The 17491-nt window shown below is 64.7% G+C and carries 9 protein-coding genes and 1 pseudogene; 2 read left to right on the top strand and 8 right to left on the bottom strand.

Translation table 11 applies throughout. The features are described from left to right. Positions 1–62: 62 nt before the first annotated feature. The 4 genes and pseudogenes from ACK56M_RS15910 to nrfB form a co-directional block, all read right to left on the bottom strand. Positions 63–1154, bottom strand: a complete 1092-nt coding sequence (locus ACK56M_RS15910) for a diguanylate cyclase domain-containing protein (protein ID WP_411958776.1) — start codon at positions 1152–1154, stop codon at positions 63–65. 123 nt (positions 1155–1277) lie between these two features. Then, positions 1278–2117 carry a DUF4434 family protein gene (locus tag ACK56M_RS15905; RefSeq protein ID WP_217190110.1) on the bottom strand — a complete coding sequence of 280 codons (840 nt, stop codon included), beginning with the start codon at positions 2115–2117 and terminating at the stop codon, positions 1278–1280. Next, positions 2117–5122 (bottom strand): phage receptor, encoded by a 3006-nt coding sequence (locus ACK56M_RS15900; protein WP_015270559.1) that lies wholly within the window; start codon positions 5120–5122, stop codon positions 2117–2119. The genes ACK56M_RS15905 and ACK56M_RS15900 overlap by 1 nt, the downstream gene beginning before the upstream one ends. After that, positions 5119–7293, bottom strand: a pseudogene (nrfB, locus tag ACK56M_RS15895) (cyclic di-3',5'-guanylate-activated glycosyltransferase NrfB). Before nrfB ends, ACK56M_RS15900 begins: the two are co-directional and overlap by 4 nt. 193 nt (positions 7294–7486) lie before the next feature. Here nrfB and ACK56M_RS15890 point away from each other — a divergent pair. Together ACK56M_RS15890 and ilvA are read left to right on the top strand one after the other, a co-directional pair. Continuing rightward, on the top strand, positions 7487–7918 hold the full coding sequence (locus tag ACK56M_RS15890; RefSeq protein WP_003259966.1) for a PACE efflux transporter: 432 nt from the start codon (positions 7487–7489) through the stop codon (positions 7916–7918). A 181-nt stretch (positions 7919–8099) separates the two neighbouring features. Beyond that, the gene (ilvA, locus tag ACK56M_RS15885; RefSeq protein WP_081013950.1) at positions 8100–9659 is read left to right on the top strand and encodes a threonine ammonia-lyase, biosynthetic; all 1560 of its coding nucleotides are present in this window, start codon (positions 8100–8102) and stop codon (positions 9657–9659) included. Between the two features lie 232 nt (positions 9660–9891). Here the strand turns inward: ilvA and ACK56M_RS15880 are convergent, their stop codons facing one another. The 4 genes from ACK56M_RS15880 to ACK56M_RS15865 form a co-directional block, all read right to left on the bottom strand. Next, positions 9892–11073 (bottom strand): hypothetical protein, encoded by a 1182-nt coding sequence (locus ACK56M_RS15880; RefSeq protein ID WP_411958775.1) that lies wholly within the window; start codon positions 11071–11073, stop codon positions 9892–9894. A gap of 56 nt (positions 11074–11129) precedes the next feature. Further along, positions 11130–11603, bottom strand: a complete 474-nt coding sequence (locus tag ACK56M_RS15875; RefSeq protein WP_015270556.1) for a VOC family protein — start codon at positions 11601–11603, stop codon at positions 11130–11132. 110 nt (positions 11604–11713) lie between these two features. After that, positions 11714–13333, bottom strand: coding sequence for an NADP-dependent glyceraldehyde-3-phosphate dehydrogenase (locus ACK56M_RS15870; protein ID WP_024087207.1), 1620 nt, complete (start codon positions 13331–13333; stop codon positions 11714–11716). Positions 13334–13481: 148 nt separating this feature from the next. Then, positions 13482–17309 (bottom strand): dermonecrotic toxin domain-containing protein, encoded by a 3828-nt coding sequence (locus ACK56M_RS15865; protein ID WP_411958774.1) that lies wholly within the window; start codon positions 17307–17309, stop codon positions 13482–13484. Positions 17310–17491 lie beyond the last annotated feature (182 nt).

Below are 17491 nucleotides of genomic sequence, written 5' to 3'. Positions count from 1 at the left end.
CAGGGTTCGAAGCCGGTGCGGTCCCTGTGGGAGCGGGCGAGCCCGCGAAGAGGCCGGGCCTGCTAATCACTTTCTGCCAGCCGGGCAGACCACAGCACAAACCGGTCCTTGCCACTGTGCTTGGCCTCGTACAGCGCCTGGTCGGCGCGCACCAGCGCCGTGGTCAGGCTGTCGCCCTGGTCCACCCGGGTGAGGCCAATGCTGATGGTTACCGGGTGTTCGCCAACATCTTCACGTACTCGTTGGCACAGCGCCGCCACTCGTTGCTCGGCGCCTTGCTGGTCCAGCCCCTGGAAAAAGATCGCGAATTCCTCACCACCCAGTCGGGCAAACTCGTAACCGGCCATGCTCGCCTTGATATGCAGGGCCACGCGCTTGAGTACTTCATCGCCCACGTCATGGCCAAAACGGTCATTCACCCGCTTGAAGTTGTCGATGTCGATCATCGCCAGGTACTGCTCGGCCGTGGCCAGGCGCAGCTGGTGGCCGGCCTGGGCCATGAACGAGCGGCGATTGGGGATTTCGGTCAGGGCATCGACATAGGCCTGGTCCAGCAGCACCTTGGACAGGTAGAAGTTGTGCAGCTTGGCCTTGCGCATCTGCAGGTAGCTGTAGATGACCAGGCCGCTGAGGAACACCGCGTAGCTGATCAGCATGGCGCCTTCGAGTTCGTCCGGCCCGATACGGGTGTGGTAGAACGGGTTGAGCACCACCCAGGTGATGGCCATGGCGCAGAAGAACGACCAGCGCCGCACCGGTAGCACCGAAACGGCATACAGCACGGTGGACACCCCGAGCACCAGCCATACCGGGCGCTGGGCCACCGGGATGCCTTCGATCACCAGGCGCATGCTCAGGGTGATGGCGGCGATGAACAGCAGGTTGAGTACATCGAAGTGATGGCTGCGACGGGTGAACCGCAGTACCACGGTGAGGCTGCCGAGCAGGGTGATGAACAGATAGGACAGCCAGGTGAAACCCTGGCCGCCGAGGAAGCTGACGATCAGGTCGAAAACCAGCCAGATCAGAATGCTGACGCAGAATACCAGCAGGCAGAACGGGCGCATGAGCTCGAATTCGTGCTGGCGGAACTCGGCGCGCAGGGCGGCGGGGGCGACCTGTTTGCGAACGTGGGCTTCGATGGTCTTGAACATTCGGGCTCCTGAGAGTACTACCATGCCGGTCCCGGCCCTTTCGCAGCACAAGGCTGCTCCTACAGGTGACGCATTTCTCCTGTAGGAGCAGCCTTGTGCTGCGAAGAGGCCAGGCCTGGGGACTCAATTGGTGGGCAGAACACCCCGGGCCCATGGCCGGTAACGCAGGTCGAACACCGCCTCGGCATGGCACCCGGCGCCCAGCTTCGGCTGGGCAGGCTCAGCCCGAAACGCCTGGCCTGGCGCGCTCACCTGGCGGAACGCCTCGCGCACCACGCCAACCCGGCACGGCAAAGCCTGCTCGTAGCCCTGGCGCACCAACGCGGGCAAGCGCCCGGTCCCGGCGCCATCCTGCCACCACACAGTCAAGCCCAACCCGGCCAGTTGATCCAGCCATGCGGCATTGACTCGCGGTGAGAGTTTGCCGGCGCTGAAAGCACTGATGTGCAAAGGCTTGTCCAGTTGCCGGTTGAAGGCCTGCAACTGGCTGTGCAGGGCATCCCGGCGCTCGGCCCCGCGAAAGTGATGGTCGTCCAGCTCCATGGGCAGGTACCAGCCGTCCACCGGCAACTGCCACGCCTGGCGCAGTTGCCGGTACTGGCTGAGCGAGCGCCCCAGCTGCGCCTTCCAGTAACTGTTCAGGCCTTCACCGTCCAGTTCGTCGAGGCGCTGGTAATAGGCCGGGTCCATGTACAGCCCCAGCACCAGTTGCAGGCCCTGGGCACGCGCGCTGCGCAGGCTGTCGGCCAGCCAGCCCCGGGCACCGCCGAAATCGCTGTCGCCATAGGCGCTCCACTGCACGATCAGGGTTTTGCCGCCCTGGGCCACGGTGGCGTGCCACAGTTGCTGCCACTGGGCGGGGGTGACATTGGCGTCGCGGTTGAGGGGTTGGTAGAACAGGCGCTGGTCGGCGCTGGCTGGCAGGCACAGGGCAACCAGGCAGAGGGCCAGGAACGTACGCATCAGAAGGTCATCTCCGCACCGACCAGCACGCCATTGGCGCGCTCGTATAGATTGCCGCCCAGCGATTGCTGGTACTCGGCACGCACTTTCAGCGAACCGCGGTAGGCATTGTAGCGGTCGTCATCGAACCACCATTGCCAGCGCACGCCCACCCCGGCCCGGGCGTCCTGGCGCCAGTCGTTGCTCGGGTCCTGGCTGGAAAACTCGACAAAACCATAGGGCATGATGGTTTGCGGTGAGCTGCCCGGCAGCTTCCAGGCGTGGCCTTGCTGGTAGCGCGACAGCCAGGCGTGGTCGCCGGCACGGGTCCACCAGGCGGCGTCGAGGTAGAGGAAGCGTTCGTTCCAGTCGTCTTCATCGACCCGCCAGTCGTTGCGCCAGTCGCCCTGGTCGAGGAAAGAAGCGGTGGCCCGCAACAGCAGGTCGTTGCTCGATTCGGCGTGGTGACGCAGGTCGCCCCAGTTGCCGCCGACCTTGGCGGGGCTAAGCAGTTGGCCCAGGCTCAGCCCGCGGTAGTGTTCCTCGTCGATCTGACGCTGGTGGTACAGCTCGGCATACAGGTTGAGGTTGGCCTGGCCGAATGGTTTGTAGCGCAGGCCGACACCGGTACCCATGCTTTGCGCGTAGTCGGTGCGGCTTTGCCCACCGAACAGCACGCGGCCATACACAGACAGGGTGCTGCCGTTGCGGCTGGGCTCTTCGCCCAGGGCGTGGTCCCACATGGCCAGTTGCACGTTCTGCGATTGCGCGCGGCGCGAAGTGCCGCTGCGCTGGCCATTGTCGAGGAACTTGTCGTTGGTCGAGGTGCCGGCCGGCGACCAGGTGCTGGCCAGGGTGATGGTGTCGCGCCGTGACAGGCTTTCGTGGGCGCGGCGCTGGCGGTACTTGCGCGCTTCCAGGCTGCCGTATTCGTCGTCGCCGTCGACCAGGTCCTGCTCCACATCGAGGATGCGGCGCAGTTCGCGGCGCGCCGAAGCGCTGTCTTCGGCTTCGTCGTAGCGCAAGGCCAGCGTCTCGCCAAGGCGGTAGTCCTCGGGGAAGTCGTGGGTGGCGCGTTCCAGGTAGGGGATCGACTGGCGGCGCTGGGCCTTGTCCGTCGAGCCGGCCAGGCGCATGCCGTAGTCGGCGCGGTAGCGTGGCTGGTCGGGAGCCAGGCGCACGGCTTCTGCCAGCCAGGCGCTGCTCTGGGCACTGTCGCCAGCCAGTTGCGCGGTGCTGGAGGCCGCGTAGTAGTGGTCGGCCCGCGGGTTGTGTGCCAGGGCCTGGCGCTGGAAGCCCAGCGCCGCCTGGTAATCGCCTTGGCGCTGGGCGATGGCGGCACCCAGGGCCCAATCGTCGGCGCTATCGTGTGCGGCGGCGTCCCAATAGCGCCGGGCCGCTTGTGCGTCGCCGGCGTTCAACGCGCCGCGAGCGGCAGTGAGGCGGGCGTTGTCGGTCCAGGCGCTGTCCGGCTGGGTGCGCCAGATGGGCAGGGCCGCTTCGGAGTCGCCAGCGGCTTCCAGGGCATAGGCCAGGGGCAGGCGGCTCCCGCTGTCGCCCAGGCGCTCGGCGGCCTGGTAGTAGACCACCGCTTCGCCTGGCTGGTCGGGCATGGCGCAGCGGCCCAGGGCGCGGTACTGGCCAGGTTCGCTCGGGGTGGCCGGTACTGCCTGGCGCACGGCATCGCACTGGCCAGCCTCGGCAAGGCGGCCGAGCAACTGGGCCCGGGTACTGGCGTCGACCCGAGGGACCAGGCCGAGCATGCGGCGGGTGTCCAGCGGCCCGTCGTTACGTGCATACAGGTTGCCAAGGCGTTGCAGCAGCGACGGTGCAAGGCGGCCTTGGTGGCGGTCGTAGGCCTGCTCCAGCAATTGCCGGGCGTGTTCGTCATGGCCTTGCTGCATCAGCAGGAAGGTAGCTTGCTCCAGTGCGGCCATATCGCCGCTCTGCCGATAGCGTTGCTCCCACTCGGCGGCGGTACGTGGTTGCGGGGGCTGGGGCGGGTCGCCGTACAGGCGTTGCTTGAGCACGGCGTAGGCCTTTGGGTCAGTGCTGGCTGTGCAGCCCTTGAACTGCTCGCGCGCCAGCTGCGGGTCGCGGCGCGACAGCCAGTCGACGGTTTCCAGGCAGGGGCGTTGCAGTTCGTTGCTCAGGCGCTGCACCAGCGGCGCGTCGTCGCCTGCGCGGGCCAGCTCCCACAGTTGCTGGCGCTGCTCGGGCTGGTTCAACTGCTCGGCGGGCAGTGCCTGCAGCCAATGCCGGGCCTGCTGGTTCTGGCCGACGGCGATGGCGCGGTTGGCCATGGCCAGGCGGGCCTGGTTGGCTGCTTCGGGGGAAGGGGCGCTGGGCAACAGCGCGTTCAACCCTTTTTCATCCACCTGCTGGATATACGCATTGGCCAGGCGCTGCCAGTCCTGCGCAGGCAATTGGCCTTGCTCGGCCAGCGGCTGTAACTGCTCGATGGTTTCCTTCCAGTTGCGCAGTTGTTCGGCGAAGTTGGCTCGGGCCAGGCGCAGAACCTGGCCGTCGCCCTGTGGCGGCAGATGGTTGAGCCAGTCCAGCGCCCTGGCAGCACCCCCGAATCTGGCCAGGCTCAGGCTGTAGGCCTGCCACAGGCGAACCCGTTGAGCGCCGTCGCTGCTGGCCAGCCATTGTTCCACCTGGCTGGCCGGCGGTGGGTCCTGTTCGATCCAGGTCAAGCGTAGTTCCAGCAGGGCGTTGGCGTGTTCGGGGCTGTCACCCAGTTGTTCGGCAAGGGCTTCGGCCTCCTTGTAGCGGCGCTGATGAGCCAGTGCCTCCACCAGCAGTGCACGCGCTTCGTCGTTGTTCGGCACCCGGCCCAGCACGTGGCGGGTCAGGCGTTCGACCTCGGCCCAGTTGTCCTTCTTCGCTTCGCGGTAGCTGCGCTCCATGAACGGGTAACTGGTGAACCGCTGAAAGTCGGTCATCGGCGCCGAAGCGGCGCAGGGCAGGGCGGCGGAACACAGCAACAAGCCAGTGAAGGTGAGGGAAAAGCGCGGCTTCATGCCACCTCCCGGGTCAGGTCAAAGGCGGCCTGCTGTTCGCTGGCCTGTTCGATCAGCGCCTGCTGCAGCACCTGCTCGGTGATGATGCCGCGGGCGATCAGGTGCTCGCCGAGGCTCTGGTGTTCCGGGTCGAAGTCGATCAGCGCCTGGTTGAACAAAGTGACCGGGACCATGCCGCGCACCTGCAGCAGGGCGCCGAGCATTACCTAGTGATGGCTGACCTGTTCCAGCAGCACTTCGTCGTCCTGGTGACGCTCGAGGATGGCCAGCATGTCGCGGGTTTCCGGCTTCTGCCAGGGGCTTGGGTAGTGGTAGCGCAGGCCCAGGGTCACCCGGCCCTGGGGCGCCAGGCGGGCGCTGACCGGGCGCTTCAGGTGGCGGCTGATTACCCCCAGCGACACCTGGCTCACCGGGCTTTCGCTGGCCAGTACCAGCGTGTCGCCGTCTTCGGCCACCGGCAGCACGCCATAGTGCGTCGCCAGCTTGCGCGGCAGTTTGGCGATCAGCTGCGGGTCGAGCTTGAACGGGTTCAGCGGCGCCCAGGGCAGGTCCATCTGCTCAGCCAGGGTGGCGACCAGCTGTTCGCTATTCAGCCAGCCGCGCAGCAGCAGCTCGCGGCCCAGGCGCCGGCGTACCGGGCTGGTGATCGCCTGTTGCAGTTGTTCGTCGCTGATCAGGCCCTTGGCCACCAGGCGCTGACCCAGCGGCGTGCGGGCGGGGGCAGCGATGGCGGGGAATTCGTGGGTGGTCTTGTCCCAGGCCACGCGCCGCGAGTCACCCATTTCCATCACCTGGCGCAGGGCACGCAGGTTGGCGAAAAAGTTGACGAAGTTGCTCCACATCATCCGCGGTGCCGACAGCAGCCCTTCGCCGATGCCATAGAAGCGGGTGACGAACCAGGCGCGCTGGAACAAGCGGTTGAACAGCATCAGCCCGTTCAGCCACAGCAAGGTGGTCAGCAGCCAGCTGTCGCTGAGGATCGACATGAAGCGCCACGACTCCGGCGCAATCACCGTGACCAGCCACATGGCCAGCAACACCAGCAGCAACAGGTTGACCAGGAAACTCAGCAGGTAGGCGAACAGGCCGCGGCGGTCGCGCCAGAGGAAGTAGTTGAGCGCGCCCTTGCGACTCCAGCCGAGGTTGCTGGTGCCCTGGAACACGATGCCGACGATCCACCGCGACTTTTGTCGGATGGCATGCTGCCAGTCGCGCGGGAAGTGCTCGCGCACGCAGATCACCTGGGAAAATTCGCGGCTCATGCCCGGGCGCCATTCCTGCTTCAGGGTCAGCGCCGGGTCGGTGATGGAGTAGCGGGCGAAAATGCACTTCATGCCCTTCTGCTTCAGGCGGAAGCCGATGTCGTAGTCTTCGGTGAGGCTCTGTACGTCGAAGGCGATGCCGTCGCCGTCCTCGAGCAGCGCGCTGATGGCGCGGCGGCTGAAGCAGGTGCCGACCCCGGCGCTGGGCACCTGGCCGGTCAGGGCCTCGCGCACGATCACGTCCTTGCCGTGGTTTTCGGCGAACTCGTCGACATAGTGGCCGGCGGTGAAGCCTTTCCATTCCGGTGCGTAGGGGTACACCGGGATCTGGATCATGTCCTTGTTCGGCAGCAGGTAGTTGAACAGGCGCAGCTCCATGGGCGAGATCACGTCCTCGGCGTCGTGCAGGATGAAACCGGCAAACTCGATGCCGGCGTCCTGCTGGAAGCGCAGCAGCGCGTCGATGATGTTGTTCAGGCAGTCGGCCTTGCTGGTGGGGCCGGGGCGGGCGCAGACCACCTTGTGCACGTTGGGGTAGTGCAGGCACACGGCGTCGACATCGGCCTGGGTTTGCGGGTCGTTGGGGTAGGTGCCGACGAAGATCTGGTAGTTCTCGTAGTCGATGGTCGAGGCAGCCAGGCGCGCCATCTCGCCCACCACGCCCACTTCGTTCCAGGCCGGGACCATGATGGCCAGCGGTTTCTCCGGTACCTCGAACAGGCGTTTTTCGTCGGCTTTCTCGTACTTGTCGTAGATGCGAAAGCGCCGGATCAGCTTGCGGCCCCAGTAGCACAGGTCGATGAACAGATCATCCAGACCCAGCAGGAACATCAGCGAGGCCAGGATGATCGCGAGGATCTTCAGGCCGAACAGCACGTAGGTGAGGAAGTCGATGAATACCAGGCTCATTTGCCGGTCACCGACAGGAAGGGGTGGGCCATCGTCTTTATCCTCGTTCGATTCCCTGGACGAAGTTGTACGACTTGCTGCCGTTTGTACTGGATAGATACAAGCAGCCGAACGCGGGGTTGTCCAAATTTCAGGCTTTTTCTTGTGGGCCACTTCTTGTAGTTTTACAGGTCGTTTACCCAGGGAGCTGAACATGCAAGGCAAGGCACGCAAGATCGTCCAGGCCATCCTTTACGAGGCCATCGCCGTCGCCTGCGTGGCGCCCGCGCTGGAGCTGGCGTTCGGTGCCGGCATGGCGCAGTCGACCGTGCTGTCGGTGCTGATGTCGGGCATCGCGATGAGCTGGAACATGGCCTACAACTGGGTGTTCGAACGCTGGGAAGCGCGCCAGCACCGGCGTGAGCGCACTTTCCTGCGGCGTCTGCTGCATGCGCTGGGCTTCGAGGGCGGGCTGGTGCTGATCCTGCTGCCGCTGGTGGCGTACTGGCTGGATGTCAGCCTGTGGGCGGCGTTGCTGACCAACCTGGCGTTGTTCGTGTTTTTCTTCGTTTATGCGTTTGTCTTCCAGTGGGGCTTCGACAAGGTGTTCGATGTGCCGCTTTCGGCGCAGCAGGCCAAGTGTTGACTTTGTGCTGCGCTACCGGCTAAGTTCCTACCCCATGAAAACTTTCCAGCACGTCAACGCCATTATTATTACCGCCATTATCAGTTTGGCGGGCTAGCGCGTACGTGCACCGAACCCGCCCTGGAGGCGGGTTTCTTCTCTCTGACTCCTGGGCAACGTGAACACAGCCAAGGAGTCATCGATGACCAGCTTCGTCAGCCCTCGTTCTACCGTCACCCCCCAGCAACTGCTGTCGGAGCAGGTGCGGCGCATTCTTGCCGCCCCGGTGTACGACCTGGCCATCGAAACGCCTTTGCAAGTTGCGCCTGCGTTGTCTGCCAGCCTGGGCAACCAGGTATTGCTGAAGCGGGAAGACCTGCAGCCTACCTTTTCGTTCAAGATCCGCGGTGCGTATACCCGCCTGTCACGGCTGAGTACCCTGCAGCGCGAGCGCGGGGTGATCACCGCCTCTGCGGGCAACCATGCCCAGGGCGTGGCCCTGGCGGCATCGCACCTGGGCATGAAGGCCACCATCGTCATGCCTACCACCACGCCGTCGCTGAAGGTGGAAGGGGTACGTTCGCGAGGTGGCCATGTTGTGCTGCACGGCGAGAGCTTCCCCCATGCCTTGGCCCATGCGCTGAAACTGGCCGACAGCGAAGGCGCCACCTTCGTGCCACCGTTCGACGACCCGGATGTGATCGCCGGGCAGGGCACCGTGGCCATGGAAATCCTGCGCCAGCGCCCGGGTGCGCTGGACGCCATCTTCGTGCCAGTGGGCGGTGGTGGTCTGATCGCGGGTATTGCCGCTTATGTGAAGTACCTGCGCCCGGAGGTGAAGGTGATCGGCGTCGAGCCGGAGGACTCCAACTGCCTGCAGGCTGCCATGGCGGCCGGTGAGCGGGTGATCCTGCCGCAGGTCGGCACCTTCGCAGATGGCGTGGCGGTAGCGCAGATCGGCGCCCATTGCTTCGAGTTGTGCCGGCACTTCGTTGATGAAGTGGTGACCGTGAGCAGCGACGAGCTGTGCGCGGCGATCAAGGACATCTACGACGATACCCGCTCGATCACCGAGCCGTCAGGCGCCCTGGCCGTGGCGGGGATCAAGAAATATGTGGCGCGCGACGGCGTGCAGGGGCAGACCCTGGTGGCCATCGACTCCGGGGCCAACGTCAATTTCGACCGCCTGCGCCATGTGGCCGAGCGTGCCGAACTGGGCGAGCAGCGCGAGGCGATCATCGCTGTCACCATTCCGGAGCAGCCCGGCAGCTTCCGCGCCTTCTGCCAGGCCCTGGGCAAGCGGCAGATCACCGAGTTCAACTACCGCTATTACCCTGGCAAGGAGGCGCGGCTGTTCGTTGGGGTGCAGACACACCCACTGCACGACCCGCGTGAGCAGTTGCTGGCCAGCCTGCGTGAGCAGGGCTACAGCGTGCTGGACCTGACCGACAACGAACTGGCCAAGCTGCATGTGCGCCATACCGTTGGCGGCCATGCCGCGCCCGGGGCTGACGAGCGGGTGCTGCGCTTCGAATTCCCCGAGCGCCCGGGGGCCTTGCTGGGCTTTCTGGAGCGGCTTGGCAAGCGCTGGAATATCAGCCTGTTCCATTACCGCAACCATGGCGCGGCAGAAGCACGGGTATTTGCGGCGCTGGAAGTACCGGGGGATGAGTTGGCGGGGTTGCCGCTGGCGCTGGATGAGATGGGGTACCGGTACTGGGATGAGACCGACAACCCGGCGTACAAGCTGTTCCTGGGTTGATACGCAAACCTCATGCAGCCTGTATGGGCCTCTTCGCGGGCACGCCCGCTCCCACAGGGACGGCGCATGGCTTGAGGTTGGTGCGGTCCAGGTGGGAGCTGGCTTGCCGGCGATGGGCCGCGAAGCGGCCCCTGGGTTTCAGCACTAGTGCATGAATGGCAGGGGCTGCTTTGCAGCCCATCGCGACACAAGGCCGCTCCTACAAGGTTTTGTGTGTGCCGGTAGAGGGGGCTCAGCGCTCACGCATGAAGAAGCCGGCGACGAATTTGCGGAAGGTTTCCAGGCTCTTGAAATCGGCGTAGCGCTTGAAGTTCTCGGTATCCGGTTCGGGGCCGATTGGCTGCTCCAGCAACGATACCGACAACACCCGGTCCTGGTCCGAGGTCATTACCAGTTCGTCCATCACCTGGCCGCCGATCACCGGCCGGCGCATCTGCACTTTCACGCCTTTGCCGGCCATCCAGTCGACCAGCGACACCAGGGCCTTGAGCGGCTCGCGTTCTTCATCGCGGTAAACCGGGAACAGATGAGCACGCGATAGCACCGGCACGCTGGCCACATGGATCAGTTCGTAGTAATGGCTGCCGGCACTGGTCGGTGAATAGAGCATCAGCGCCAGCAATGGCCCGCTGGTGCGGTTGCCGCCCCAGTAGAGGTGGTGCCCCTGGAAGTCGAAGCCGTCTTCACTTCGGTTATTGAACAGCTTGCGTCCCTTGATCTGGTCCACGCAATCCAGCAGCAGGCCGTGGCGGCGGTGGTTGCCGAACACCGTGGCTTCACGCAGGCGGGACTTGAGCATCATCATGTGCTTCATGTCCAGGCGGGTTTCCAGGTAGTTGCTTGCGGGCACCCGTTCCAGCAGCGGATAGCGGCTGGCAACGCTGCGCAACTCGGCAAACTGCCCGGTCAGGTCCTTTTTCAGGTGCGTGGCATACAGGTTCAGGCCGCTGGTCTCGATCCAGGTCAGCAACAGTGACAGCAGGCGCTGTTGTTCACGCCGTTCGCTGCCGTCGCCACCACTGCTGGTGGTGCTGCTGCGGAAATCACCAATCAGGCGCAACGGTGTGTCGGGCGGTAGCCAGGCAGCAGGTGGCGCGGGGTCGTGCTCGCGCTCGGTCGCTTCGCGCTCGTCCTTGGTGAACGGGCAGCCAGGCGCGTGTTCGGCAGTTCCCGGGTTGTTCTTGAGAAACAGCGTACCGGTGCTGCCGTTGAGGGTGACATTCAGCACCGGCAAGGCATCGTTGCGGCAATCGCAGGCCAGCCACTGGTTGGCGTTGCGCACCTTCATCAGCAACTGGTTGGCCTGCAGCAGGCGCGGGCCGGTGAGGCTGCCGGTGGCAAAGCCGACCAGCAGCTCTTCTTCTGCAGGGGTCAGGCTACGGACCTGTGCGGCGGTTTTGTCGATGATTCGCATGAAGCAGCTCCCAGCTACGAGCCCCAAGCTTCAAGCAAAGTGGCGCCGCTTTCAACTTACTGCGCAGTGCCAGCGAACATCTTCGCAGCACGGGCGCGAATTTCATCGGGGGTCAGGTCCTCCTTGTGGGTGGAAACGAACCAGATGTTGCCGAAGGGGTCTTTCAGGGTGCCGCTGCGGTCGCCGTAGAACTGGTCCGTCACTGCACGCAGCTGGGTGGCGCCGGCCGTCAGGGCCTGGGCATAGACCTTGTCGCAGTCCTCGACATACAGGTGCAGGCCTACGCTGGCGCCGCTGAGCTTCTGGCTGGCGGTGAGGCCGCCTTCCATGTCGCAGGGGTCGCCCAGCATCAGCGACGAATCGCCGATTTTCAGCTCGGCATGGCCAACGCGGCCGCCAGGGGCATCGAGGCGGAACATTTCCACCGCGCCAAAGGCCTTCTTGTAGAACTCGATGGCCTGGGCGGCGTCGTTGATGGCCAGGTAGGGCGTAATGCTGTGCTGGCCTTCGGGAATGGGTTTGGCTGCCATGTTCGACTCTCCTTGGAAGTGGGCGCCGGTTGGCGCCCTTTTGCTTAGAGTCGTTTGCGCAGATGGAAAATCGACAGGGGTGATAGATCGATTCTCTATAAGCGTGGCGGTCAGAAGATGTAGTCGGTGGTCAGGAAGGTCGACTGCCGGTTGCGAATGATCTCGCTGATCAGTTCCTTGTTGGCCTCCTGGAAGCGCGTCGCGACCAGCGTGCGGATAGAGAACACTCGCAGGGCGTCGTGTACCGACAGGGTGCCTTCGGCGCTGTTCTTGCGGCCGTTGAACGGGTAGGTGTCGGGGCCGCGCTGACATTGCGCATTGATGTTGATGCGCCCGACCTGGTTGGCAAAGATGTCGACCAGGCTGCCGATGGTCGCCGGGTCATTGCCGAACAGGCTCAGTTGCTGGCCGTAGTCGGAGTCCAGCACATAGTCGATCACCGTCTGCAGGTCGCGGTAGGGCACTACCGGCACCAGCGGGCCGAACTGCTCCTCGTGGTACACGCGCATGTCGCTCTTCACCGGGTACAGCACGGCGGGGTAGAAGAACGAGCCACGGCTGTGCCCGCCGCGTTCGTTGAGCACGCGGGCGCCCTTGGCGGTGGCATCGGCGACCAGGCCATCGAGGTAGTCGACCTTGCCGGGCTCGGGCAGCGGTGTCAGCGCCACGCCAGGCTCCCAAGGCATGCCAGGCTTGAGCGCGGCCAGCTTGCGCTGGAACTTGTCGAGGAACGCATCGACCACATCCTCGTGCACGAACAGGATCTTCAGCGCCGTGCAGCGTTGGCCATTGAACGACAGCGCACCAGTGACGGCCTCTTCGACGGCGTTGTCGAGGTCCACCTGGGGCAGCACGATGCCCGGGTTCTTGGCATCCAGCCCCAGCGCGGCGCGCAACCGGTGCGGGCGCGGGTGCAGTTTCTTCAGGTCGCTGGCGGCCTTGTGCGTGCCGATGAAGGCGAACACATCGACCTTGCCGCTGGCCATCAGCGCGCTCACCGTTTCCCGGCCACGGCCGTAGATGACGTTGATCACCCCCGGCGGGAAGCTGTCGCGGAAGGCTTCGAGCAACGGCCGAATCAGCAGCACGCCGAACTTGGCCGGCTTGAACACCACGGTGTTGCCCATGATCAGCGCCGGGATCAGCGTGGTGAAGGTCTCGTTCAGCGGGTAGTTGTATGGGCCCATGCACAGGGCCACGCCCAGCGGTGCTCGGCGGATCTGGCCGAGCGTGCCCTGTTCCAGCTCGAAGCGGCTGGAACGGCGGTCGAGGTCCTTGAGGGCGTTGATGGTATCGACGATGTAGTCGCAGGTGCGGTCGAATTCCTTTTCCGAGTCCTTGAGGTTCTTGCCGATTTCCCACATCAGCAGCTTGACCACGGCCTGGCGCTGCTCGCGCATGCGCGCCAGGAAGGTTTCGACATGCTGGATTCGCTCGGCCACGCGCATGTTCGGCCAGGCGCCACGGCCTTTGTCGTACGCCTGCACGGCGGCATCGAGGGCGGTGAGCGCGGTGTCGGCATCGAGCAGTGGAGCGCTGCCCAACACCACCTGGTGCTCATCGTCGCCTTCCTTGAGCCAGACCGGGCTGCGCACTGTGGCCAGTGGGCCGTCCCACCGCCTGAGCTCACCGTTCACCAGGTAGTCGCGTTGTTCCAGGGGGGCTTCCAGGCGCCAGGTTTCTGGGATGTCCTCGGCGCTGGGGAAGAGTGAATCGAGCAGACGGTCCATGGGTACTGCACCTCACATTGCTGGGTGGGTTTCGAGCTGGGTGAAACGCTTCAGCAGCGAGCATGCACCGCTCGCCGGAAAAACACCAGTCTGGCCTAACATGACCACCCGCGCCTGCCTGTTGGACAGGCAGGCATCGGTATCCCTGTCAAAGCGGGAGGTTGAACAGGTCATAGGGTGGGTGCGTCAACCATTGCTGGCGCAGGGCCGGGTCTGCGTCGATCAGGGCCAGGCGCCGCCAGAACTCTGCACGGGCTTGCCGTGGGCGGGACACGAACGGTTCAAGTTCAAGCAAGGGCCTGAGGTCGCGCCGATACTGCAGCGGCAATCGCTGCCACAGGGCCATTTCGGCCGGGCCGGTCTGTTCGAAGAATTCCAGGTAGTCGCCTTCGCACACCAGCAGGTCCACTTGGTGCATCGCGTTGTAGGCCTCGATCTGCGCAAGCACTGGTGAACCCAGCCATTCGCTTTCCAGGCGCAGGGCGTTTGCGACAGGCCGTGGTACGTTGAAACCGTCAGGCAGCCGCAGCAGCTGGTTGTCGCCAATGTCCAGGATGATGGGCTCGATCATCTGGTCCAGGCCTTGCGGCAATTCGCTGAGCGCACAGTCGTTCAGGAACAGTGTCCTCAGGTAGCCCAGCCCGCGCAGGTCCGGGGCCTGCAGCAGTGGGTTGCCCGAAAGGTCCAGTACTACAAGCCCGGAGCAGCGGTTCAGTGCCTGCTGGGCTTGGCTACTCCAGGTAATGCGGTTGCCTTCCAGATCCAGCCAGGCGAGGTGCTCAGTGTTACCCAGGCGGGGCACGGTGTCGAACCGGCAGTCGGCCAGCAGCAGGCGATTGAGGTTGGGGAAGCGCTCGTAGAACCCGGTTGGCAACTGGTTGAGCGAACGATTGTAGCTGAGTGACAGGTGCTGCACATGGGTGAAGTCGTCTGGCAAGGCCAGGCTGGCCAAGTCCTGGTTGTCCAGCTCCAGGCCGGACAGGTCCAGGCTGTGCAGGCTGCCACCCCCTTCAAGCGCTACGGTCGACAGCCGCCGCCAGGCGTTGAGGATGGGTCGGATGGCCAGGTGCCGCTGGTGAGGGCGCTGCGGATCGGGCCGGGCCCATTCATGCAGGTCGCGGCGCAAAGTATCCAGACGCTGCTGCAGGTCATGCAGGCGCTGTGTGGGTGAGCGAATGTCATCGACGTACAGGTTGTCCTCGTCGTTGCCTAGCCAGTTTTCGAATTCCCAGTCGGTGGCGTCAGGGAACAAGCGGCGATAAGCCCCGGCCAGGGAGCTTGCCAGGCGCGGCTGAGGCGGTTCGGGGTCAAGCGGCCGACCGCCGCGCAAGCTGCCCATGGGCTTGCGCAACAGCGCGCGATGCCCCCAGAGCCGTTGGGCGAGTGCCTCCCTGTGCTGGTCGACCCAACCCAGTACGCGCTGGCGTAGCGAGCTGCCATCGGCCGTCGTGATGCCCAGCGTATCGCGATGCGGGCGCGGCAGTGCCTGCTCTATGGCGCGGCAGAGGTCTGGATCAAGCGGTGCAGGTGCAGGGCGCTCGCCCCGGTCGACCTCATAGCCTTCGACCGATTTGATCACGCGGCGCAGGGTGCCGGCCTGTTCGCGGCCGACATGCTCCAGCAAAGGGCCTATGGGGCTTGCACCGTGCAGCTCCAGGCGCAGGTCCGCGGGCCAGTCGGGCATGGCATCCAGGGCGCTGAACAGCAAGCGTTCGCTGTCGCTGCTGGCCCGGGCTGGCTGAAGCACACCTTCCAGTGCACGTACCAGCGGCAGCTCGCTGTGCACCTGCTCCAGCAACTGGCGAACCTGTGTGGGCAACTGACCGTGCTCTTGCCAGGCGAACGTTTCGGCCTCGCTCAGCGGCGCCAGCAAGCGTCTGGCCAAGGCTGGGGACAGCCGCGCATAGGCGTCGAGCAGCTTCTGCATTGCCGGGGTGGCGGGCGCGCTGCCATTGTAGAGCCGCTCGAACAGGCCTGGCGGGGCTTTGTCGGCCAACGCCTCTACCTCGGCCTGTGCCGTCATGCGTTGCAGGGTATCGAGCAACAGCGGGGGCGTTGGTTGGCCTTCCAGGTGCACCCGGCGCAAGCGCGCGGTGTCGATGCCGCAGAGGCGCCCTGCCTTGGCCAGCTGTTCTGGTGTGAACGCGGCATACGCCTCGCCAAGACGGCGCGCCAGCTTCGCGAATGGCCACTGGCCGGGTTGTTCATGCTGGCCGCGCCAGGCACCTTGGGCATTGTGCGTCAGCGGTGGCTGCCAGGCATCGGGCGTGTCGGGGTGAATGGCCCGCCATTGCTGCAGGTTGTGGTCAAAGCGTTGTTCGAAGAGCTGGCCGTCCATGCGGATGAAATACCGGCCCTGGTACAGGTACTGGCCAAGTGCATTGGGCTGCAGGGTTTGCGGCAGTGTCACGGCACTGCGGTAGGGGGCGAGGTCTTCATTCCAGAGCCGGTAGCGCCCGTCGCTGCCGCGTACCTGCTGCAGGCTTTCCATCAACGGGCTGTTGAACAGCTTGGGTACCACCTTGCCCGCCGCCACGAAGCCGCCGATCAGGGCCAGGTTCAGGCCGACCGCCTCCAGGTGGCGCAGCGCCAGGTGACGGTCGCCTTCATGCCAGGCCTGGTAGCCCTCGAAGGCCTCGCCGAGCAGTTGGCAGGCAGTGACGGCCAGCATCAGGGTGCCTGCACCCGGAACGAAGAACGCGGCAATACCGAGTGCATCCAGGCCAAGGCTTTCCCATTCCTCCAGGCGCCTGGTTCGCGCGTTGGCATCGGCCATTGCTGTCGGGACCGCCAGCAGGCTGGCTTCGTGCTTGAGGCGGGCCAGGTGCAGGTCCTGGTAATGGCCGAAAGGATCGGCTGTGATAGCCACGCGTGTGGGACGCAGGTCCGCTTGCGCTGCACGCTGCCAAGGGCGGTCATAGGCAGTATTGCCTGTGGCGTCGAGGTTCTGCTGCAACAGGTCGAGAAAGTGCGTGCGCTGGTCCTGCCTGATGTAGGCCGTGAAGGCTTGGCGGGCATCGGGCTCCAGCAGCAAGGTCGCCAGCGTGTCGTGTACCGCGTCCAGGTTGCTGCATTGGCGCAGGGCCGGGTCATGGCCGGGCAGATACAGCGCCAGCCCCGCACCGCCGGCATCGATCAGCATTACCTCGTGCAGGGGCGTGCCGAACAGCGCCAGTTGCCAGCACTGTACGGTGCCCCCCCGCAACAGCCGTTCGATCTGGTCAAGGGTGCTGCCATCAAGCAGGTGCCGCATATAGGCAAGGTCGGCCGCCAGGCGCAGGCGGTCTTTCTGCACCCTGATGGCCAAGCCCCGTGTGGCGGGTTGGGCGAGGTGCTGTTCCAGGTGGGCCTGGTAAGCCTTGCCCAGGTCCAGGTCACGGCACAGGGTGGCGAAAGCGGCCGGTTCGAGTGGCAGCCGTTCCACCTGGTAGTGCTCCGACTGCAATGGAAAGTGGGCGATGGGCACTTGCATGCCAACAGGGACGGCGCCTTGTATCTGAATCGGCGTGACGTGAATGTTATCGCCCAGGGCAATGGCACTTTCAGCAGTGAACATCTCGTCGCTGGCGAAGTTCTGCAGCGCGGCTTGCAGCAGGTTGTCGCGTCGATGGCTTAATAGATAGCGCAGGGCGGCCCAGTGCCAGCTGCGCTCGACCCGCAATAGCTGGCTATTGCGCAGCTGCGCGTGAAAGCCGTGTTCGGCAAGACGCCGTTGCAGCAATGGCTCGGCGAATTCTGTGATTTGTTTCAGGCCTTTGAGTGAGTTGGCCAAGGCTGCTTGCGCCTGCATCAGGCGCGCCTGGCTGGCACACGCTGCTTCACGCAGGTCGGGGGCAGCATTGGCGAACCAGTCCTGCCTCTTCCACGGGGCGACCTGGGTTCGCTTCAACGCGGCCCACTGATTGGGCGTTACCTGGCGAGCCCAGTGCGGCAGCTGCGCCTGAAGCAGGGGTTGATGGGGATTGATGGCTGGCATGTCGACGCTCCTTTCAGGCAAAGGGGGCATCAAACGTCAATTCCAGACAGGCGAGTGGTAATGGGATAACGCGGCTTGGATATATCGATGGAAATTCGCTGTCTGAATCGGCCATTCATGCAGGAAATTTGACGTCATGAAACTTTACATGGCGTGAGGAAGCTTTAAGGAAATGCAATCAA

Origin of the sequence: Pseudomonas sp. s4, from assembly GCF_046764235.1 — a bacterium.
Lineage (GTDB): Bacteria > Pseudomonadota > Gammaproteobacteria > Pseudomonadales > Pseudomonadaceae > Aquipseudomonas > Aquipseudomonas asiatica.
Note: the sequence above shows the minus strand (reverse complement) of the source record. Positions and strands in the feature narration are given on the sequence as shown.